A 22,171-nucleotide genomic window follows, 5' to 3' on the forward strand; every position below is an offset into this window, starting at 1 on the left:
TTCGGGGTGTAGCGCAGTCCGGTTAGCGCACCTGCTTTGGGAGCAGGGGGTCGTGGGTTCGAATCCCGCTACCCCGACAAAGAAGGAGTTCAATTGAAAAGTTTTCGGGGTGTAGCGCAGTCCGGTTAGCGCACCTGCTTTGGGAGCAGGGGGTCGTGGGTTCGAATCCCGCTACCCCGACGAAAAAGAGGCAATTACATGATTTATGTAGTTGCCTCTTTTTTTACATTTTCAGGTAATATTCTTTGGTTAGTTCAACGTATTCCTTACTGTATTGATGGCGGGTTAGTTCTATTAATAGTTCTTTTGTCTGGTATTCCTGCTTTTTGAATATAAAAGTTATCAAGGTTCTTTTGGGGGGTAATCCGGGTTTGGTGATAACATTCAGTTGTCTGCATGGATATAAAGAGTGATTGAAGGCAACTTCTTTTACATTGTCCGAAACATCTGTAGGCACGACGACAGTAAATTCTCCATCTTCTGAAAGAAGTTGTGATACTCCACTAAACAAATCTTCATAAGTTAATTCATTATTGTGCCGGGCAGCATTTCTTTGCTGGTCAGGACATTTTAAAGAGTCTACGAAATATGGAGGATTAGAGACTATGACATCAAAACGTGCAGTAGAAGTATATTGTTTAAAATCGACCTGTAATACTTCTACCCTATCTTGCCAAGGAGAGTGTGCAACATTCTCTTTGGCTTGTTTAGCGGCGGCACAATCTATTTCGAGAGCAACAATAAAAGCTTTGCTACGTTGGGCAAGCATTAAAGCTACTAATCCGGTTCCTGTTCCGATGTCGAGTATTCTTTGGGCGTTCTTAACACTGGACCAGGCACCAAGCAGTACTCCGTCTGTTCCTACTTTCATAGCACATTTGTCGTGCCATACAGTGAACTGTTTGAATTGAAAATATGGATTTGGCATTTTGCTAATATCTTATGGAATTTGCCAAAAATAAATAATTATTATGAGATAACGTTCGGTAAACGGTATAATTTGGCATTGTTTTTGTGTTTTTATCGTACGTGGGCTTTATTATTAATGAATAATCGATTAACTTTGCAAACAATTTATGCCCATATAATGACATAAACTAATTTAAACGAAATGATGAGAGAAAAATACTTTATGGAAGATTCAGATGATAATGCATTCTCACTGATCGCCGATTTTGAAGGAAATGAAGAGCAAATGTTCGATGTGAAAATCAAATCAGGTGATACTCTTCCGGTACTTCCCCTTCGTAATATGGTGTTGTTTCCGGGGGTATTTATGCCGGTTTCAGTGGGTAGGAAGTCATCCTTGAGATTAATACGTGAGGCTGAAAAGAAAAATATGAATATAGCGGTTGTCTGCCAGAAAGTAGCTCAGACAGATGAACCTCAATTTGAAGATCTGCACACAATTGGAACCATAGGGAAAATTGTGCGTATTTTGGAAATGCCGGATCAAACGACAACTGTTATTTTACAGGGATTGAAGCGTTTGGAATTGACGGGTATTACAGAAACCCATCCCTATCTGAAGGGCGGCATCGAAGTAAAAGATGAAATAATGCCTGACAAAAATGATAAGGAATTTCAGGCTCTGGTTGAAACTTGTAAAGACCTGACAATACGCTATATTAAATCTTCGGATTCTTTGCATCAGGATTCTGCATTTGCTATCAAAAACATTAATAATCATATGTTTTTGGTAGATTTTATCTGCACTAATTTACCTTTAAAAAAGGACGAGAAGATAGAATTGCTGCGTTACGATTCATTGAGAGAGCGTACGTATCGCCTGTTGGAGATATTGAACCGGGAAGTTCAGCTTGCTGAAATTAAAGCGTCTATTCAAATGCGTGCCCGTGAAGATATAGACCAGCAGCAGCGTGAATATTTTTTGCAGCAGCAAATTAAAACAATTCAGGATGAGTTGGGTGGCAGTGGACAGGAGCAGGAAATAGAAGAAATGCGCAATAAGGCGTATAAAATGAAATGGAGCGAAGAAGTACGAACTCTTTTCTTGAAAGAGTTGGCCAAACTGGAGCGTACTCATCCGCAATCTCCTGATTTTAGTGTACAGTTGAATTATCTGCAAACGATGCTTAGTTTGCCATGGAACGTATATACAACGGACAATTTGAATCTGAAGAATGCAGAGAAAACACTGAATAAAGATCATTATGGTCTGGAAAAGGTGAAAGAACGTATTCTTGAACATTTGGCTGTTCTGAAACTGAAAGGTGATATGAAATCACCGATTATCTGTCTGTATGGACCTCCGGGAGTTGGTAAGACTTCTTTGGGAAAATCTATTGCTGCTGCTCTGAAGCGGAAGTATATTCGTATGTCCTTGGGAGGTGTACATGATGAAGCCGAGATTCGCGGACATCGTAAAACCTATATCGGTGCCATGCCGGGACGAATTATAAAGAGTTTGATAAAGGCAGGTTCTTCCAATCCGGTATTTATTCTGGATGAGATTGATAAAGTAAGCGCAGATCGTCAGGGAGACCCTTCATCTGCTTTACTGGAAGTACTTGATCCGGAACAGAATACAACGTTTCATGACAACTTCCTCGATGTGGATTATGACTTGTCTAAAGTGATGTTTATTGCTACTGCTAATAATCTGAACACGATACCTGGACCATTGCTCGACCGTATGGAACTGATTGAGGTTAGTGGCTACATCACGGAAGAAAAGGTTGAGATTGCCCGTAAGCATCTGGTTCCAAAAGAGTTGGAAGCAAATGGAATGAAAAAGACTGATATTAAGATCCCAAAAGATACATTGGAGGCTATTATAGAGTCTTATACTCGTGAAAGTGGTGTACGTGAACTGGAAAAGAAGATCGGTAAGATACTCCGTAAATCTGCCCGTCAGTATGCTACCGATGGTTATTTCTTAAAGACAGAGATTAAGCCTGCCGATTTATATGATTTTCTGGGGGCACCTGAATATACTCGTGACAAATATCAGGGTAATGATTACGCAGGTGTTGTAACAGGATTGGCATGGACTGCTGTTGGAGGTGAAATTTTATTTGTTGAAACAAGTTTGAGCCGCGGTAAAGGTGGACGTTTGACTTTAACGGGTAATTTGGGGGATGTAATGAAGGAGTCTGCTATGCTGGCGCTTGAATATATCAAAGCACATGCTTCATTGCTGAATCTGGATGAAGAAATATTTGATAATTGGAATATCCATGTTCATGTTCCGGAAGGTGCGATCCCCAAAGATGGTCCGTCAGCGGGTATCACTATGGCTACTTCATTGGCTTCTGCGTTGACGCAGCGTAAAGTGAGAGCAAATCTGGCCATGACCGGTGAAATAACTCTTCGCGGTAAAGTACTTCCGGTGGGCGGTATTAAGGAAAAAATTCTTGCAGCTAAACGTGCAGGGATTAAAGAAATTATAATGAGTGCCGAGAATAAAAAGAACATAGATGAGATTCAGGAGATGTATCTTAAAGGACTGACATTCCACTATGTAACTGATGTGAAAGAAGTATTTGCCATCGCATTGACTGATGAGAAGGTGGCTGATGCCATTGATTTATCTGTAAAGAAAGCCAGCCAGGAATGACATTTGAATTACAATATACAGACGCAAAAAGTAATGCCCGTGCGGGTCTGATTACAACAGACCACGGGCAGATACAAACTCCTATATTTATGCCGGTGGGTACACTTGGCACAGTGAAAGGTGTACACCTGACAGAATTGAAGGAGGATATTGAGGCTCAGATCATATTGGGTAATACATATCATCTTTATTTGCGTCCGGGATTGGATGTTATAGAAAAAGCCGGTGGATTACATAAATTCAACGGTTTTGACCGTCCGATGTTGACTGATAGCGGTGGGTTCCAGGTCTTTTCGTTGGCAGGTATCCGTAAACTGCGTGAAGAAGGTGCTGAATTTCGTTCGCATATTGATGGAAGTAAACATGTTTTTACTCCTGAGAAAGTGATGGATATTGAACGTACTATCGGTGCGGATATTATGATGGCATTTGATGAGTGTCCTCCGGGAGATTCTGACTATGCATATGCCAAAAAGTCATTAGGACTGACACACCGCTGGCTTGACAGGTGTATTCAGCGTTTTAATGAAACAGAACCTAAATATGGCTATAATCAATCTCTTTTCCCTATAGTTCAAGGGTGTGTGTACACAGACTTGCGTAAACAATCAGCAGAGTTTGTTGCCTCTAAAGGAGCGGATGGAAATGCCATTGGAGGACTTGCCGTGGGTGAGCCTGTGGATAAAATGTATGAGATGATTGAAGTTGTAAACGACATTTTGCCGAAAGACAAACCACGTTACCTGATGGGAGTCGGTACGCCGGTGAATATTTTGGAGGGTATTGAACGTGGAGTTGACATGTTTGACTGTGTAATGCCTACTCGAAACGGTCGGAATGGAATGTTATTTACCAAGGATGGTATTATAAACATGCGTAATAAAAAGTGGGAAATGGACTTCTCTCCTATTGAAGCTGATGGCGCTTCTTGCGTAGATACTTTATACAGTAAAGCTTATCTGCGTCATCTGTTTCATGCGCAAGAATTATTGGCTATGCAGATTGCTTCTATCCATAATCTGGCATTCTATCTCTGGTTAGTAGGTGAAGCACGTAAACACATTATTGCCGGGGATTTCTCTACATGGAAGCCGATGATGGTAAAAAGAGTGTCAACAAGACTATAATTAAATGAAAAGCAATCGTTTTATCAAACTGCTGGACTGGTATATCATCAAGAAATTCTTGGGGACATACGTATTTGCTATTGCGTTGATTATCTCTATCGCTGTAGTGTTTGACTTCAATGAGAAGATGGATAAGTTTATGGAGCGTGAAGCGCCCTGGACTGCAATCGTCTTTGATTATTATATGAACTTCATTCCCTACTTTGCGAATTTATTCAGTCCGTTGTTTGTATTTATTGCCGTAATTTTCTTCACTTCAAAGCTGGCAGAGAATTCAGAGATTATTGCTATGTTCTCTACCGGAATGAGTTTTAAGCGTCTGATGCGTCCTTATATGATATCGGCAGCCGTTATTGCAGTAGCTACTTTCATGTTGGGTTCATATGTAATACCTAAAGGAAGTGTAACGCGCTTGAACTTTGAGGATAGGTATGTAAAGCCGAAAAAGAAAGGCAGTGCACGTAATGTGCAACTTGAGGTAGCTGACGGCGTAATAGCTTACATTGATAATTATCAGGATTATAATAAGACCGGAAATCGTTTTTCACTGGATAAATTTGTTGATAAGAAACTGATTTCTCACCTGACAGCACGTCGTATCGTATATGATACAACTACTGTAAACAAATGGACTATTCATGATTATATGATACGTGAACTGGATGGATTGAAAGAAAATATCATAAAGGGGGATAGAATGGATTCTATTATAAATATGGATCCATCTGATTTTCTGATTATGAAGAATCAACAGGAAATGCTTACCAGTCCTCAGTTGAGTGAATACATTGATAAGCAACGGAGGCGTGGATTTGCCAATATCAAAGAGTTTGAAATTGAATATCATAAGCGTATTGCCATGTCTTTTGCGTCATTCATTCTAACTGTGATAGGTTTATCCCTGTCATCAAGAAAAACCAAGGGAGGAATGGGACTGCATTTGGGAATCGGGCTTGCACTAAGTTTCTCGTATATCCTTTTCCAGACAATTACTTCGACTTTTGCTGTTAATGGAAATGTTCCTCCTGTAGTTGCGGTATGGATACCGAATGTATTGTATGCATTCATAGCATTCTACTTATATAAAAAGGCTCCTAAATAATGCTTATTTTCTGCAATGGCAGATGATTAAAAGAGTAATCTGAATCTTTAAAGAAAAAGTCCCGTCAACTTTTAAGTAGACGGGACTCTTTTTGTTGTATTCATTTCCTCTTTTGTCTATTCCCGAACATCTTTATTTATTCAGGAAATTCCCCTTTCTCCTTACACTTTTTATTGAAGTCAGATATATTTATCCGATTTCTTTTATGTGAGCAGAAAGTTCTGCAGCAGAGATGTTTTTGGCTATAATAACACCATTTCCATCTAATAAATAGTTAGTGAAACCCCGGTTCAAACGGTATCTTTTAAATAAACCGGAATCTTCGCCTTTAGTTTCCACGAAACAGGTGGGCGTAACTATTTGATCCTTACGAATAGTCTCTTCAAATACCGAACGGTATTCGTCAAATGACACAGAAACCATTTCCACATTGGGAGCATCAGACCGAAGTGCATTGTTCAAACTTACGTTTTGCATCCGGGACTGTGCATCATAACTTGCCCAAAAACTTAGCAACACATACCGACCTTTTAAGTCAGCCAATTTAAGAGGGCGTTGCTCCCCTGACGTAGATTCGATTCGAAAATCAGGGGCTACGTCACCCACACTTAAGCCTCCGGTAGGTTTGTCTTTTTCAACGAAGGCTGTCAAGGAACAAATTAGTAATACAACAAAAATCCATTTTACATGTCTCATGTAATTCGGTTTTGGTTAATACTATTCGGGACTGTCCTTAAACAGTGGCTTCTCCCCGAAACATCGTCTTTCCAGGCATCAAACGGAGAGGAATCCGTTGATTTTCAATGCCTTTAATTCAGAAACCGGGCGCAAAGGTAAGTATTTATTAAATTAACTTCCAAATAAACAAGCAAATTTCTTACTTTTTGACCATAATTTTTTATGTTCTTTAGCATAGGTACCGACTTTTTTCTCTATTTTTGCAGGATTAAAAGATTTTTTTTATGCAACTCTCAAATACTGAACTTATTCTCATCCGAATAACAGGTGAAGACCGTCCTGGATTGACGGCTTCTGTGACAGAAATATTAGCAAAATATGATGCTACAATTCTGGATATCGGTCAGGCGGATATTCATAATACGCTTTCATTAGGCATCCTTTGTATGACAGAGGAACAGAATTCTGGGTTTATTATGAAAGAGTTATTGTTCAAAGCTTCGTCTTTAGGAGTAACAATTCGTTTTTATCCTATATCTACGGAGGAATATGAAAGTTGGGTAAAGATGCAAGGAAAGAACCGCTATATCCTTACGCTATTAGGGCGTAAACTTTCTGCTCGTCAGATTGCTGCAACTACTCGTATTCTTGCTGAACAAGGAATGAATATCGATGCTATCAAACGTCTTACAGGGCGTATTCCCCTGAATGAATGTGAAGCACGTACACGAGCCTGTATTGAGTTTTCTGTTCGTGGTACCCCGAAGGATCGTATTGTTATGCAGGAACAACTAATGAAACTGGCTAGTGAACTCGAAATGGATTTCTCTTTCCAGCTTGACAATATGTATCGACGGATGCGCCGTCTGATATGTTTTGATATGGATTCTACTTTGATAGAGACCGAGGTTATTGATGAACTGGCAATACGTGCTGGTGTGGGAGACCAAGTGAAACAGATTACTGAGCGTGCTATGCGTGGTGAAATTGATTTTGTAGAAAGTTTCCGTGAACGTGTAGCGTTACTTAAAGGGCTGGATGAATCGGTGATGCAGGAAATAGCGGAGAACTTGCCTATTACGGAAGGAGTAGATCGGTTGATGTATGTTCTGAAGAAATATGGTTATAAAATTGCTATTCTAAGCGGAGGTTTTACTTATTTTGGAAAATATCTACAGCAAAAATATGGCATTGACTATGTGTATGCCAATGAACTTGAGATTGTGGATGGTAAGTTGACCGGGCGTTATTTGGGTGATGTGGTTGATGGGAAACGAAAAGCTGAACTCCTCCGTCTGATTGCACAAGTTGAAAAAGTAGATATTGCCCAAACAATTGCAGTAGGTGATGGAGCCAATGATCTTCCGATGTTAGGTATCGCCGGATTGGGTATTGCATTTCATGCTAAGCCTAAGGTAGTAGCCAATGCTGAGCAGTCTATTAATACAATTGGCCTGGATGGGGTACTTTATTTTCTTGGTTTCAAAGATTCATATTTGAACATGTAAACCTGCCTGTGATTAATTGGTGATATTATTAATTTGTATAATAAGCATAAAATGAAGTTTTCTGAACTAAAACTAAACGATCGTGTACTTGAAGCACTCGACGCAATGCGGTTTGATGAGTGCACACCGATACAAGAACAGGCAATCCCTGTTATTCTTGAGGGAAGAGATTTAATTGCGGTCGCTCAGACAGGTACGGGTAAGACGGCTGCCTTCTTACTTCCTGTATTAAATAAGCTATCTGAGGGAGAGCATCCGGAGGATGCTATTAACTGCGTTGTCATGTCCCCTACCCGGGAACTGGCACAACAGATAGATCAGCAAATGGAAGGATTCTCCTATTTTATGCCAGTGTCCAGTGTTGCTGTATATGGTGGAAACGATGGAGTGCTTTTTGAACAACAGAAGAAAGGGTTGACTCTTGGGGCAGATGTAGTAATTGCTACTCCGGGACGTTTAATTGCTCATCTGAGTTTAGGATATGTGGATTTATCAAAAGTGTCCTATTTCATACTGGATGAAGCTGACCGTATGCTCGATATGGGCTTTTATGAGGATATTATGCAAATTGTAAAGTATCTGCCTAAAGAGCGTCAGACAATTATGTTTTCGGCAACAATGCCTGCCAAAATTCAACAACTGGCCAAAACAATTCTGAATAATCCTGCAGAAGTGAAATTGGCTGTATCCAAACCAGCTGAGAAGATTGTTCAGGCAGCATATGTATGTTATGAAAATCAAAAACTGGGTATTGTCCGTAGTCTTTTCGAAGAAGAAGTGCCCGAGCGTGTTATTATCTTTGCATCCTCTAAAATTAAAGTGAAAGAAGTTGCGAAAGCTCTGAAGATGATGAAGTTGAATGTTGGAGAGATGCATTCGGATTTGGAACAGGCGCAGCGAGAATTCATTATGCATGAGTTTAAGTCTGGTAGAATCAATATTCTTGTAGCGACTGATATTGTATCAAGAGGAATTGATATTGATGATATTCGTTTAGTGATCAATTTTGACGTTCCTCATGATAGTGAAGATTATGTGCACCGTATCGGGCGTACTGCACGTGCTAATAATGATGGCGTAGCTCTTACATTCGTAAATGAAAAAGAACAGACCAACTTTAAGAATATAGAAAATTTCCTGGAGAAGGATATTTATAAAATACCTGTACCTGCAGAATTAGGTGAAGCCCCGGCTTATAATCCACGAAGCAATGGCAGTGGTGGTAGATCCCGAAACTTTCGTAAGGGAGGTGGACGGAAATCCGGAGATCGTTCAAGAGGGAGAAAACAATAAATGTATAAAAGAGAATGGAGAATATCAATGCTGTAAATTATCGATATTCTCCATTTTTTCTTTCTTCTATTCGATTATTTGTTCGCAAAAATAATGAGCTTTTTATCAAAAGAAATTAATAAATTCACAATATTACATACAGCACTTTCCGGAATACAGACCATAGCCTGATAATGAAATCCTTTATGATCAACACCTTTAAAATCCATATCAGATAATATTGATTGTTGCAGGAAATCTGTGGAGATTACCTTCTCGAACATTTGCTTTGTTATATCACTGGCATACAAACATTTTTTCCCTTCATATAGACATATATGCATAATATTGTCATAATATATATTGTCCATGCTGATACCATCTTCTGAATAAGTGGTTTTTATTACTCTGATTTTAGAAGGATTGATATATACATATGCTCTATAACGGATTCCATCAAATGTTACTACGCTGTCTTTTTTAGTGACTTCTGTATAAGTTGGAATAACCTCAACCGGCTTTCCGGAGAAGGCTAATGAATCATTGGGATCTTCTGATTTGTGGAGTTTTACAATATTATCTGCTAAGGAATGGAACGAAAAGGTATACTCTGTTTGCTTATCAATCTGATAACGTGTCTGTTCATTTCCATAGGTATAAAGAGTGTCCTTTATTACTTTAAAGTATATGGGGGCGCTCTGTGAATCTGCATAATAAATGGTATCACCTTTGATTCGCATTAAAGGAATATCACTTTCGTCATCAAGCCAGATTCCTTGTAATAGTTGTTTGGCTTTGATGTCTTCATTTTGTTCCGAAGAGTTTTGTCTTTGGGTGTTATTACACGCCATAAGCAAGACCGTCAACAACGATATCGCTATGTATTTAATCATTTATTTAGTTTTGTGCAAAAATACACAATTATCTTCTTATTTCCCAATACAATGGTATATGAATCCTAGTTCTTCCATTTCTTTTTTCTCATAGATGTTACGACCATCTAAAACAATTTGTTGTGCCATTGTTTTTTTGATTACTGCCCATGAAGGTAAACGAAACTCTTTCCATTCGGTAACTAACATCAGAACGTCTGCATCAAGTACAGCATCATACATATCACGTGCATAATAAATGGTGTCCCCTATCCTTCTTTTACATTCTTCCATGGCAGCGGGATCATATGCCCTGATATTACATCCGGCCTGCTGCAACTTATCGATAAGTACCAGTACTGGGGCTTCACGCATGTCATCTGTTTCCGGTTTGAAAGCAAGTCCCCAGATAGCAATTGTTTTATTTTGCAAATCATTGCCAAATAGTTTCTGAAATTTATCAAATAGAGCACTTTTTTGTATTTCATTCACTTCCTCTACAGCACGGAGCACACGCATATCATATCCATTTTGTTCTGCAGTCTTTATCAACGCTTTCACATCTTTCGGGAAACAAGATCCCCCATATCCTATTCCCGGATAAAGGAATTTACGTCCGATACGAGTATCTGAACCAATACCGCTGCGTACCATATTTACATCGGCTCCTACAAGTTCACAAAGATTTGCTATATCGTTCATGAAGCTGATACGGGTAGCGAGCATTGAATTTGCTGCGTATTTAGTCATTTCTGCAGAAGGAATATCCATAAAGATCACCCGGAAGTTATTTAATAAGAACGGTTTATAGAGTTTACTCATGAGTTTCTTTGCACGTTCCGACTCTACTCCCACTACCACACGATCCGGACTCATAAAGTCACTGATGGCATTTCCTTCTTTTAGGAATTCAGGGTTTGAAGCAACGTCAAATTCTATTTTGACTCCTCTTTTATCCAGTTCTTCTTGAATGGCATTACGTACTTTCTGAGCCGTCCCTACCGGCACAGTACTTTTAGTAACTACCAGTTTATATTTATTCATATTACGCCCGATTGTATGGGCTACGGCAAGGACGTAACTGAGATCTGCACTACCGTCTTCATCGGGAGGTGTACCTACTGCACTAAAAATCACTTCTACATCATTTAAGCAACTTTCCAATGATGTTGTAAATCGCAATCGTTTTGACTTTGTATTCCGGAGTACCATTTCTTCCAACCCCGGTTCATAAATAGGAATGATACCTTTTTTTAATGTTTCTATTTTTTCACTGTTAGTATCAACACAAGTTACATCTACACCTATTTCAGCAAAACAAGTTCCTGTAACCAAACCTACATATCCGGTCCCTACAATTGCAATTTTCATATTTTGATGTTTTGTTTGAATGGATTATACGAAATATTCAGCTTCTTGAAAAGTTTTAGCTTGTTTGTCCTTCTCAGACATAATAACTTGAGACTCAGCTATAGGCCAATCAATAGCCAATGACGTGTCACAATATAATAAAGATGCTTCTGCTTGTGGAGTATATACATTATCCACTTTGTAAGTAAAAATAGCTTCTTCACTTAACACCAAAAAACCATGAGCAAATCCACGTGGAATAAAAAACTGGCGTTTATTTTCTTCGGTTAGTAAAACACTGACATGCTTCCCAAATGTAGGTGATGATTTTCGTAGATCTACTGCTACATCAAGTACTTCTCCTTTTATGACACGCACTAACTTAGCTTGGCTATATTCCCCTTTTTGATAATGTAAACCACGCAACACACCGAATGATGATTTAGATTCATTATCCTGTATAAAATTTACTGGCCCAATGTATTTTTCAAACTCTTCTTTTTTAAAAGCTTCCATAAAATATCCTCTACTATCAGAAAATACTTCAGGTTCTATTAACCATACGCCATCAATTTCTGTCTGTATGTAATTCATTATCAAAAACTTTTGTGAATCTTTAATTGAAATCCCAAATTATCACCATAGATATCTCCAATATCAAAAGCTGCGGAACCGGTAAAGCTCCAACCTCGCCATTTACTTGGAATATATTTAAACTCTGCAAAGGTAGAAAAATTTTCTAAAATTTCAGGGATAGGCTTGTATGGAGTTCCCCAAGTGCGGTTAAAAGATAGTTTAGCACGATAAATCCATTCTGAAGTAATGTTACCACTCCATCCTAAGTGGATTGCTTTAACACGATTGTATAAGAAAGTAGGGTCTCCGTTTCGATTATAGATAGGAGAAGCAACAAAAGGATTGCCCATACCTATTCCCCAATGTGACCATCCGGTATATACTACATGATTATAATAATCATCGGCCCCCCCAGTTTTTTTTATCTCTGAGAAGTCAATACCATGCATAGGACCGCTTTGATTAGTTGATTGGTAATATTCCAAAACAAGATTGTTTATCCATTGTTGGTTATTAGTTCTATATTCTACTCCCCAAAGTCCATCCATACCATTTAACTTCCCCATTCCGGAAAAATCATCATAGAAGTTTTCCAAGTAGACCGAAAATGATGAAGTATCATGTTGATAAGTTAACTTAATATGCTCACTACCAAGATAATTTCCATCAAAATACTCTCCTTCTCCACCATTACGTGGAATAAGCGCGTTTAAATAATCTTTCCAGTTATTGCCCAAGTCACCATTGTTAATGCCTCTTAGAGCATATCCGCCAAATTGGTTATCCATACGCATACCGATATCAAATATCCAATGTCCGGCAGGTTGTCCAAAACGTAAGTAGAAACTTTTCTGATGGTATTTTACCTTCCTTGTATAGTAATATTTTTCTCCAACATGTTTGTCTTGATATTTGCTATCTGTAAACCATCCATAAGAGATTTGGGCTTTGAACTGTACTTTAGGTGCTAAATGCACATAATCTAAGATACCAATACAAATTTGTGGTATTGGCCTTGCATTTCCCGACCATACTACCCCCCCGCTACTTAATTGTTGATTTAGCAAATCTGTGCTAATTTCTCTACTACCAGCCCACATACCTAACCATTTATAGCGAATGTCAGCATAGGCTTGTTGGAGAATAAAGGTGGAGGAGAACCCAGTTGCTACAGCAATATCTATTCCTGCTTTTGCTTTCCATGAACGGAGCATTTTATTGTAGAATACTCCTCCTCTGATATAAGCATTATTTTTAACAGAAGATAGACCGTACTGATTGCTCAGTTGCCATAGAGGGGTGTTATCCCCTGCATGTACAGTTACTCCGCACTCTGCAAATGTTGTTAATTCTTGAGCGTAAATATTTCCTATTGTAAATAGCAAACATACAGGGAAAAATTTATATAACTTAGTAAATATAATAGGCATCTGTCATTTCTTTATCATAACTCCAACAGTACGAAGCATTATTTTTAGATCTAATAGAATAGACCAATGTTGGATATACCATAAGTCATAATCTACACGCATCTTTACTCTTCTAATATCTCTTTCCCCACGTAAACCATTGACTTGTGCCCATCCTGTTATACCTGGTTTTACAGCATATCGCAAAGAATATTCTTTTATTTTATTCTTATATTCTTCATCGTGTACTAGCATATGTGGCCTTGGACCGATAATGGACATTTCTCCTTTCAATACATTCCAAAACTGTGGAAGTTCATCTAAACTTGTGGTGCGTAAAAAATTACCTAAAGAATATTTATTTAATTGTGGATCTACAAATTCATCAGAACGATTTTTGGCATCCATCGTTCTGAATTTATAACATGAAAATACAGTTCCATTTTTTCCGGTTCTTTTTTGCTTAAAAAAAATAGGACCTGGCATAAATATTTTTATGCAACAAGCTATGATTAAGTAAGCCCATGGGAAAAACACCACCAAAACTATCATGGCTGTTACAATATCAAATATACGTTTTACCATTCTGTTACTATTCCGTGTAAGCGGAGCATTATTTAAAAAAGTCTTTATATCCATTTGTAGATATAACGTATTCATGGTTGTAATATTGCTTTTTGCATTAAAGAATCATAAATATCTTTAGTTTGTTGAGCTATGTGGTTCCAATTATATAATGACATATCGTATTCAGATGGAATCCATGTATCCTGTAATTTTCTATCTAAGCCATTTTGTAAACTTTGTACATCACCACATTTGAAATAACAGCTTTCTACAAGTCCTATCTCTTTATTAGCCGGAATATCGCTCACTAAAACATTGCAGTTACAATTCATGGCCTCTAGTAAAGAGATAGGTAGTCCTTCGTGATAGGACGGCAAGACGAATAACCGAGTAAAACTATAAAGCTGTGATAATTTGTCTTTTTGTATAAATCCGGTCAGTATTATCCCTTGTTCTTGAGCCATTTCTTTTAGCGATAATGAATATCGATCCTCATGGTCTGCGTCTCCTGCTATGACAAGTTTTATGTTTTTGTCTTTTCTATTTTTATATGCTTTTATCAATAAGTCAAATCCTTTTTCTTTAACAAAGCGCCCTACAGCTAGAATATAATCCTGTTTTTTAACTCCTAATTCTGCAAGATAGTTATTATCGACTTGTGGACATGTTAGATTCACTCCATTATGTATGAGGGACAAATTTATTTGGGCTGGATATTTTTTAGAAATCATTTTTTGAATATGTTTAGAAATCACGATCACATGATTGGCATACTTTACTCCAATCCTTTCTCCGAGCCTTAATATGATTTTTGATAACTTTCCCCATTTTTGGCGATCATAGTCTGGTCCATGATGTGTCATTACTGCTTTCATACCTAATAACCGTACAACTGGTATCATTAAGGATGGACCAACAGCATGGATATGAACAATATTAGCGTGAATCCTCCATGCATAAAGTACGGCCATAAAAGTATGCGTAATTGCTTCTAAATGTTTTCCTGGTAGAGTTTTGATATCTTTGATTATTACCTCTTTGTAATGTTTTACTTCATATCCTGAAGGTATATATTTAGGTCTGCGGATGACTATTATTTCATGTTTGTCATCTGCAATACGTGGAAACAATTCTTCGCAATGTGTTTCCACGCCTCCCTGAATTCCAGGGATCCCTCTTGTACCGGTTACTACAATCTTCATTTTTGTTTCAATTCCATGGATATAGGTTTTCCTATCATTACGTTTAATTTATTACGAAGTACCCAACTTAGTGGCTGGTGGATATATTTCTTCATTACTGGAGAAGCAGTTCCTACCATCCAACAATGCTTGGGGCAGTTATGTACTTGTTGACGTACCCTTTCGGCTTGTTCGCTAAACCATATCTCTTCAAATGAAGAAGCTTGGCGAATATTACCCATACTCTCTTTCCAGAATTTATTTTCCAACCCATTACAAGGGTATATTTCTCCATACGGATCAACAAAGAAATTTACTAAACCAGCTTCGCATGGCAATAATCTTGGATTGTCTTGGATGTAATTAATGAGTCCCATATTGAAGTAAGCTCTAAACCATGACTTCGGATGTGTCTCTTTCAGTTGCCATTTAATTAAAGTTTTGAAATTATTACAAACTTCTTCCTTATTCGTAATGTAATTATCTTCTTTATGGAAATAGTAAGAATTATGAAAAGCTGCAGTCGCAAATTCCATACCTAACGGTTTCGAGAGCTGATAAAGGGATAACATGTCGGCTGAATTATGATTGGATACAGTGATGCCAAATCCAATGTCTTTCACTCCCATTTTTCGTAGTCGTAACAATGTACGCAATCCTTTATCGAATCCTCCTTCTCTTCCGCGAAGTTCATCATTCTTTTGTGATAAACCTTCAATACTGATACGTATACCTATATTGGGAAAGCGTTTAGCTAACTTTATTATTCGTTCTTCAAACCATCCGGAGGTTGATATAACCACTCGTGGAGACTTCTGAAAACAAACTTTAATAATCTCTTCTAAATCCTCTCTAATAAATGGTTCTCCTCCCGTGATATTTATAAACTTTACAGACGGTAATTTTTTTATTTCAGCAATGGTTATTTCTTTTTCTTTCTGAGTCGGATTCTTCCATATATTACACATTTGACATTGCATAGGACATCGATACGTAACAATGATGCACATATCAGTAGGGTTAGGTGTAGAAATAGTTTTTATCATTGTATCTCTTGTTAATCATCTTAATTGTATTTGCAGGTATTTACCTTGCTTTTATTACTTATAGAAACGTAATAATACTATAAAAATTATATTATCTTAATAAAATTATCATTTCTATATGATAACTCATATATGAAATTCAGTAAAACGTAATATTATCTTTAAAACATAAAATAATAATAGTATCTAATTCGGAACTTGATCTTATCATGAAATTATTGTTGATTTCGATATTTTTATATAAAGAAACCATTCTTTTAAATTGGGTAATCAATACATTCTTTTCCTCCGGCAAGGGCAGCATGGTAAGAGAATGCTGTAGCATATGTGTTTTTATTTAGTATTCTTATTATTTTAAAGGACTTTGACATTACATAAAAATCAACAAATGTTTTTAATACAATATCTTCGCTATTCTTAAATGATATATGTCCAACTTCTCCATCTAATACGACAACAGGCAATTCTCTTTTTACATGCTTTAGAAAGGTATTACTGTCTGAAAACACCAGAATACTTTTTCCAGGATATTCGGATATGATATTTCTTATACCAATGAGACAGTTTTGAATTAATTGTTCTTTTTCACTATCAATGAGATAGTTGAATTGATTTTCTTCGACTTGTTCTAGTGCATTTATAAAACGTAAATGCACCGATATATATTCATTTTCTTTTAGGTTTAGCGCCTTTAGCGCTCCTGATAATACGGGGGCAGGTTTAAATAATTGTTTAAATAGTATTCCCCAAAGTTTGTTGTGATCATTTATCTTATTTGTGTAGAGTATATCATAGCCTATATAACTGTAAATATGATATTGTTTTATACGTTTATTGAGCTTTGGAATCTTTCCTCCCCCATTATATGCAATTATGCGAGAATTTTTCAAACTGTAGCTCAAATCATCAAGACTGGCAATCCAATTCTTATTTCCAGCGCAGCTCAAATAATGGTGCAACTCAAATGGATGGTTGAATATTATTTTAAAATCAAATCCATTTTGCAATGCAATGTAGTAGGATCCAATAATAGCTTTGAAACGATCAGCTAATCCCGGATGGCTAATATTGGGATCTATAATGAAAAAAACAGTATTTCCTGTAATTCTTTTATCTAAATGATAATAATATGATTTAATATAATATTTTATCCCTCTACACCAATAGCGGCAATTATTTATGGGAGTTTGACAGTGCGTTACGTAAAATTTATTTTGTCTTAAAAAACATTTTATATGTTCTAATAATTCCATTATTGCAATCTTTTATACTTAATAATTGAAAACTCTTTAAATATTAAAGAAATGTTATTTAATCTCCTTTTTACATGTTATATTTGAGGTCCTATTTTGAATTTTCTGATTTTTAGCCATGAATTGGTTTGTTTACTTATTATTCATAGGTACAACAAAAATATCAAGAAGTTATTTTGATATTTACAGTATTTGTAATTGGGTATAATTATTCCAGGTATTATCTTATTTTTCAATAATTATGCTATAATCTAACACCAAACCTAAAATTCGATTCCCGTGTATTGTAATTTTGTTAGCCCCTGCTTCACGACATAAATTTATAATATTTTTTTTAGACAATAGGTGCATATAATCCCCTGTAGCCCAGGATTTTCCTACAAGTATTAAATATTTTTCAAAAAGTCTATTTGGTAACCAATGTAAGAAGAAAGTACGAGTATGTACTTCTACTGGAAACCCAATATTGGGGGTAGTTAAAAAAGTAGTTTTACAGGTCCGTAACAATTCTTTTAAAAAGAGGAGTTGTTTTTCTCGGTTACCAACATGTTCTATAACCGCACTACTCCAACCAATATCAAATGAGTTGTCTGGGAAAGGAAATATATTTCCGTCGTAAAGAATCGTGTTAATATTGGGATATTGCTTTTCAAACGCATCCTTTCCGTCAACTCCTAATGCTGTTATATTTTCAGGATATGGATAATTTTTTTCTATATAGTTTCCATTATCAGATATTGTATTTGTAAAGCCCACATCTAAAATTTTTGAAGATGGAGTGTATTTTATATTTTTTTCAAAATAGATGTATTTACGATTTCTATTATAAATACTAATTTTATTTGCAATTTCCATAAATGATTTTTGTTGAGTTTAATTATTTCATTCACTTGTATATATTGTAACGGGTAATTTTCAAATTATGCCTTTCCATTTATCATAGAAACGTGATAATTTGTCACTAATTATATAGCTTTTATTCACTTAACATTTTTTTAAAAAGGTCATCCCATTTTTTCATAATTTTATTTACAGAATATCGCATGACGTTTTGACGTGCCTTTTTACCCATTTCTTTTCTCAAAGCATTATGCTCAATCAATAAACATATCTTGTCTGCTAATGCATATATATCGTTTACAGGTACAAGGAAGCCATCTTCATTATTAGTGATTATTTCGGAAGGACCACAGGGACAGTCGAAACTAATACAAGGTAACCCACATATCATAGCTTCAATGAGAACTATTCCGAAACCTTCGTAGTGAGAAGTCATTAGATAAATAGACGATTCTATATATTTTTCATCAATATTTTGTACAGGAGAATTGATGAAAATATTTGTAAGAGAATACTTCTTAATCAGCGAACATAGATTATTATATTCTTGTCCGGCACCATAGATCTCTAATTCCCAATCTGGGTGTTTTGATGTGACAATTTTCCATGCCTCAATAAGAGAATCATAGCCTTTCTCAAATGATAAGCGTCCTACGCTTATTACTTTTTTGTTTTCACAATTTGAGCTTTTTTTAGGAATGAATGGTAAGGCATTGGGGATTACAAACACATTTTTAAATTGCTTCCAATTTACAGCATCTTGATTTGTTAAAACAACAAATGCATCATATCTATTTATAAATTTGCATTTACGCCATTCTTTGAATAATGCAAACCGCTTTTTACAAAAGGAGGCGGAAGAAAACTCAATATTACGGTGATATCTTGAAAAATGGTATTCTATGATTTTTTTACTACCATCGTTGATTTGGTATAAAAAAGACGATTCATGTCCAAACATAGCAATCGTAATGTCCGGTCGTAAAGCAAACAGCAACTCATTAAGTTTCTTTTTATGCTTATGTCCTTTTTGGATTCTATTCAGAATCTTGCGAAGTGATAAGCTGTTGTCTACTTCTCTATAATTTATGTTTAGATTATGAAATGAGATACGATCAGAAAAATAATATGAATTCTGTTGATAAGAGGCTTTTTCGGTTGTAACAATATGTACTTCTTCTCCTTTTTCAGCAAAATAGTTTGCTTGTAAAAATAGGGTGCGTTCTGTTCCTCCAGGAGATGAACAATCAAAGATGCAATATACAATTTTCATAATAATCCACTTATGGGTTTATATATAATAGTTCCATTGATTTTTATTATAAACGATAAAATGAAGCTTTTATTAGAGTTTACTTAATTTAGTTTTTGTACACTCTTATTTTTATTTTAATCTCAGATTTAATCCAACAACCTTATCAACTTATCAAAATTGGTAAATCTAGTGGTGTATTCTATTTCTTAAAGGAATGTCATTCCTGTAATGAAACCTATTTCTGAAACTGTTCATTAATTTTGGCGGTTTTTCATGGTTGGTAGTGTATAATAGTTTGGTATCTTACAAGTTGCTTCCAATGACAAATTGCGCTGCTTAATAGCTGAGTTTACCAATAAAAAGGATGTTTTCTGCTCATGAATCGTAGAAAGAGTTATCTTATTCAATGATCATTTCATAAAGTGTTTTGATCAGTGAGTAGCACTTTCTTCAAAAGTTGGTGAATAGGGAATATCATAAATATAATCAAGGATTTTATACGTTATCTCATTCGAGATGGGCCTTTTGTTTCGCAGTGCAACTACACTGTAAAAGGCGTTTCTAAGGCATTTATTACAGGATGTGGATGCCCGTTAATTCACCGCAGCAAGAGATAGGCAACTTTGCGACTATCCATTGAATTCGTTTTTTTTACAATTGCTTTTTCTGGATAATTGGCACATCGCTGGATTTATCATAATATTATTCACTTTCATATAATGTCTATATGTTTTAGAGTCGATTTCATAGACAGATTTATACACATCACCAAAATAATTATGGCTCAAATAATGCATCAGAGATAAAGCTGAATACGGTTGAGTAAAAGTCTTATGATGAGGGTATTCAGTCAAAATGGTAACATTTCAGCTTTTTAGATGTACGTCAATTTCCGCATAAATGTTTTGTCCTGAGAAATTTTATTCGTTTCTTTGCATTAGTATAAGTTTTGAATTTAGATATTTGTTGATTCTTAACTCAATATAATAATACTCATGGTTTATGTTATTTCGATTAAAAAACTATTTCTTACAAATATAGAGAAGGAGTATCTTTGGGAGGGATGACAAGGGACAAGTAAAATGAATATCAAAAAAAACATTAAATTAACACTTAAAAAAAAGAGAAAAAACAATGAATATTGCGACAATATATACACTGTACAATCGCCGTGCTGGAGCAGAATTATGCTTCGAAAAAGTGATAGAATCAATCTATGAATATGATAAAAGTATAACTTGGATTGTGTTTTGTAACCAACAAGCGAAAGATGTGTTAAATGAAAACAGTTCATTTGTTAAAGCTATCTACATTCCTTATCTAGATAATCAATACAAAAAAGCTTTTTGGTTGGAATATCTTTCTCAAAAGTATATAACACCAGATATTGATTGCTTCTGGATTCCAAGCGGTTGTAACCATTTTCCGGGTCATTGGAACATTCCTATTGTGACTACATTTCATGACTTAGGAGAATATCATATAAAAAACAAATATAGTATAGTAAGAACTGTATTTAGAAAAAAAATATGCATTCCACGTTCCATCAAACGTTCTAATGCATTTACGGCTGTGTCTGCATTTACAGCAAAAGATATGGAGCGTTTTTTAAGTATTCCTATCCAGCAAATTAAAGTTATTTATAATGGAAGTTCGCCGCATTCTCCTATAATCCTTGACGAAACATATTCAATAATAAAAAAATGGGGCTTGCAGCAACAACAATATCTATTTACTCCGGGGCGTACTGATTATATAGGGAAAGGATTAGATGTGTTATTAGAGGCATTTAGAAAAATTCAAAGTTGTCACCCCAATATAAAATTAGTTTTAGTTGGCCCAGAGGGAGAAGGGCATTCATTATTTTTAAAAAAAATAGCTGAAGACAACTATGCTGATTCTCATATTTTATACCTTGGGAGAGTAAATGATAAAGAGTTAATCTCGTTATATTCCAATTGCTTAGCCACGGTTATATCTTCACGATTCGAAGGCTTTGGCTTTCCTATATTAGAAGCAATGACCTATAATGTACCTATTATCTGTTCTGATGCAGGTTCGCTTCAAGAAATAGCAGAAGATGCAGCAATTACATTTGAATCCGGTAATTCAAATGATTTAAGTAATTCTATCAAAAAATTATTAGGTTACAATTCATCTCAAATAGAAGAACTTAAAAATAAGGGCCAAAAGCGATTACAAACTTTCACATGGAAAAAATGTGCTCAGCAAATGCTTGATACCTTTCAAACAATTTGTAAAATGAATTCATAAAAGTGCGATTTATACACATTTAAATTCTCGATTCATCAAATCGATCTCTTAATTAAGAGATTAACAAGTATTTTTGCATATTGTACAAATATCGTTTATTCGTAGTATACAAAATATACAAGCGAATAAATAAGCGAGAAGAACTAATATTAGGGATTCGCAACGATTTGTGCATATGTTGATCGTATTACTTCGGAGGGCTTTAAACTTTATCTGGGTTGGGGAAGCAGGCGGCAACAAAAGAAGCTTTATTTACATTGACATAGGATAGATCTATGAGC

General features: G+C 35.9%; 18 protein-coding genes and 2 tRNA genes. 8 read left to right on the forward strand and 12 right to left on the reverse strand.

The features are described 5' to 3' along the window. Positions 1–2: 2 nt before the first annotated feature. A tRNA-Pro gene (locus HCG69_RS17050) sits at positions 3–77 on the forward strand. A 28-nt stretch (positions 78–105) separates the two neighbouring features. Then, positions 106–180, forward strand: a tRNA-Pro gene (locus HCG69_RS17055). Positions 181–223: 43 nt separating this feature from the next. Here HCG69_RS17055 and HCG69_RS17060 read toward each other — a convergent pair. Beyond that, the gene (locus HCG69_RS17060; RefSeq protein ID WP_221651034.1) at positions 224–928 is read right to left on the reverse strand and encodes a tRNA1(Val) (adenine(37)-N6)-methyltransferase; all 705 of its coding nucleotides are present in this window, start codon (positions 926–928) and stop codon (positions 224–226) included. A 186-nt stretch (positions 929–1,114) separates the two neighbouring features. Between HCG69_RS17060 and lon the strand changes: the two genes are divergently transcribed. The 3 genes from lon to HCG69_RS17075 are packed head-to-tail and all read left to right on the forward strand — an operon-like array spanning position 1,115 to position 5,809. Next, on the forward strand, positions 1,115–3,580 hold the full coding sequence (gene lon, locus HCG69_RS17065) for an endopeptidase La (RefSeq protein ID WP_221651068.1): 2,466 nt from the start codon (positions 1,115–1,117) through the stop codon (positions 3,578–3,580). After that, a complete protein-coding gene (gene tgt, locus HCG69_RS17070) occupies positions 3,577–4,707 on the forward strand; it encodes a tRNA guanosine(34) transglycosylase Tgt (protein WP_196039863.1) in 1,131 nt (376 codons plus the stop codon). Before lon ends, tgt begins: the two co-directional genes overlap by 4 nt. A gap of 4 nt (positions 4,708–4,711) precedes the next feature. Further along, positions 4,712–5,809, forward strand: coding sequence for an LptF/LptG family permease (locus tag HCG69_RS17075; RefSeq protein ID WP_002560223.1), 1,098 nt, complete (start codon positions 4,712–4,714; stop codon positions 5,807–5,809). Between the two features lie 189 nt (positions 5,810–5,998). On the opposite strand, the gene HCG69_RS17080 is transcribed toward HCG69_RS17075, so the two are convergent. Continuing rightward, a complete protein-coding gene (locus HCG69_RS17080; protein ID WP_221651035.1) occupies positions 5,999–6,505 on the reverse strand; it encodes a peroxiredoxin in 507 nt (168 codons plus the stop codon). Positions 6,506–6,771: 266 nt separating this feature from the next. Here HCG69_RS17080 and serB point away from each other — a divergent pair, with 266 nt between their 5' ends. After that, the gene (gene serB / locus HCG69_RS17085) at positions 6,772–7,995 is read left to right on the forward strand and encodes a phosphoserine phosphatase SerB (RefSeq protein ID WP_221651036.1); all 1,224 of its coding nucleotides are present in this window, start codon (positions 6,772–6,774) and stop codon (positions 7,993–7,995) included. Between the two features lie 51 nt (positions 7,996–8,046). Continuing rightward, positions 8,047–9,288, forward strand: coding sequence for a DEAD/DEAH box helicase (locus tag HCG69_RS17090; RefSeq protein ID WP_002560226.1), 1,242 nt, complete (start codon positions 8,047–8,049; stop codon positions 9,286–9,288). 74 nt (positions 9,289–9,362) lie between these two features. Here HCG69_RS17090 and HCG69_RS17095 read toward each other — a convergent pair whose 3' ends face one another. The 10 genes from HCG69_RS17095 to HCG69_RS17140 all read right to left on the reverse strand — a co-directional run bounded on the left by HCG69_RS17095 (position 9,363) and on the right by HCG69_RS17140 (position 19,634). Continuing rightward, complete coding sequence (locus HCG69_RS17095; RefSeq protein WP_221651037.1) at positions 9,363–10,160, reverse strand: DUF4738 domain-containing protein; 798 nt, start codon at positions 10,158–10,160, stop codon at positions 9,363–9,365. Positions 10,161–10,196: 36 nt separating this feature from the next. Beyond that, entirely contained in the window at positions 10,197–11,510 is a 1,314-nt protein-coding gene (locus HCG69_RS17100) for a UDP-glucose/GDP-mannose dehydrogenase family protein (RefSeq protein ID WP_221651038.1), read from the reverse strand. A gap of 24 nt (positions 11,511–11,534) precedes the next feature. Next, positions 11,535–12,083: a dTDP-4-dehydrorhamnose 3,5-epimerase gene (gene rfbC, locus HCG69_RS17105; RefSeq protein ID WP_221651039.1), complete on the reverse strand. Its 549-nt coding sequence runs from the start codon at positions 12,081–12,083 to the stop codon at positions 11,535–11,537. 2 nt (positions 12,084–12,085) lie between these two features. Beyond that, positions 12,086–13,495: a capsule assembly Wzi family protein gene (locus HCG69_RS17110; protein ID WP_221651040.1), complete on the reverse strand. Its 1,410-nt coding sequence runs from the start codon at positions 13,493–13,495 to the stop codon at positions 12,086–12,088. Positions 13,496–13,498: 3 nt separating this feature from the next. Continuing rightward, positions 13,499–14,059, reverse strand: coding sequence for a sugar transferase (locus HCG69_RS17115; RefSeq protein ID WP_255586192.1), 561 nt, complete (start codon positions 14,057–14,059; stop codon positions 13,499–13,501). A gap of 71 nt (positions 14,060–14,130) precedes the next feature. Further along, the gene (locus tag HCG69_RS17120) at positions 14,131–15,243 is read right to left on the reverse strand and encodes a glycosyltransferase family 1 protein (RefSeq protein WP_221651042.1); all 1,113 of its coding nucleotides are present in this window, start codon (positions 15,241–15,243) and stop codon (positions 14,131–14,133) included. Then, complete coding sequence (locus HCG69_RS17125; protein WP_221651043.1) at positions 15,240–16,268, reverse strand: radical SAM protein; 1,029 nt, start codon at positions 16,266–16,268, stop codon at positions 15,240–15,242. The genes HCG69_RS17120 and HCG69_RS17125 overlap by 4 nt, the downstream gene beginning before the upstream one ends. A 257-nt stretch (positions 16,269–16,525) precedes the next feature. Then, positions 16,526–17,521: a hypothetical protein gene (locus HCG69_RS17130; protein WP_221651044.1), complete on the reverse strand. Its 996-nt coding sequence runs from the start codon at positions 17,519–17,521 to the stop codon at positions 16,526–16,528. 225 nt (positions 17,522–17,746) lie between these two features. Continuing rightward, entirely contained in the window at positions 17,747–18,376 is a 630-nt protein-coding gene (locus tag HCG69_RS17135; RefSeq protein ID WP_221651045.1) for a methyltransferase domain-containing protein, read from the reverse strand. A 121-nt stretch (positions 18,377–18,497) separates the two neighbouring features. Beyond that, a complete protein-coding gene (locus HCG69_RS17140) occupies positions 18,498–19,634 on the reverse strand; it encodes a glycosyltransferase family 4 protein (protein ID WP_221651046.1) in 1,137 nt (378 codons plus the stop codon). Positions 19,635–20,750: 1,116 nt separating this feature from the next. On the opposite strand from HCG69_RS17140, the gene HCG69_RS17145 reads away from it, so the two are divergent. After that, positions 20,751–21,890, forward strand: a complete 1,140-nt coding sequence (locus HCG69_RS17145; RefSeq protein WP_221651047.1) for a glycosyltransferase family 1 protein — start codon at positions 20,751–20,753, stop codon at positions 21,888–21,890. Positions 21,891–22,171 lie beyond the last annotated feature (281 nt).

The organism is Bacteroides sp. K03, assembly GCF_019734355.1.
GTDB lineage: Bacteria > Bacteroidota > Bacteroidia > Bacteroidales > Bacteroidaceae > Bacteroides > Bacteroides nordii.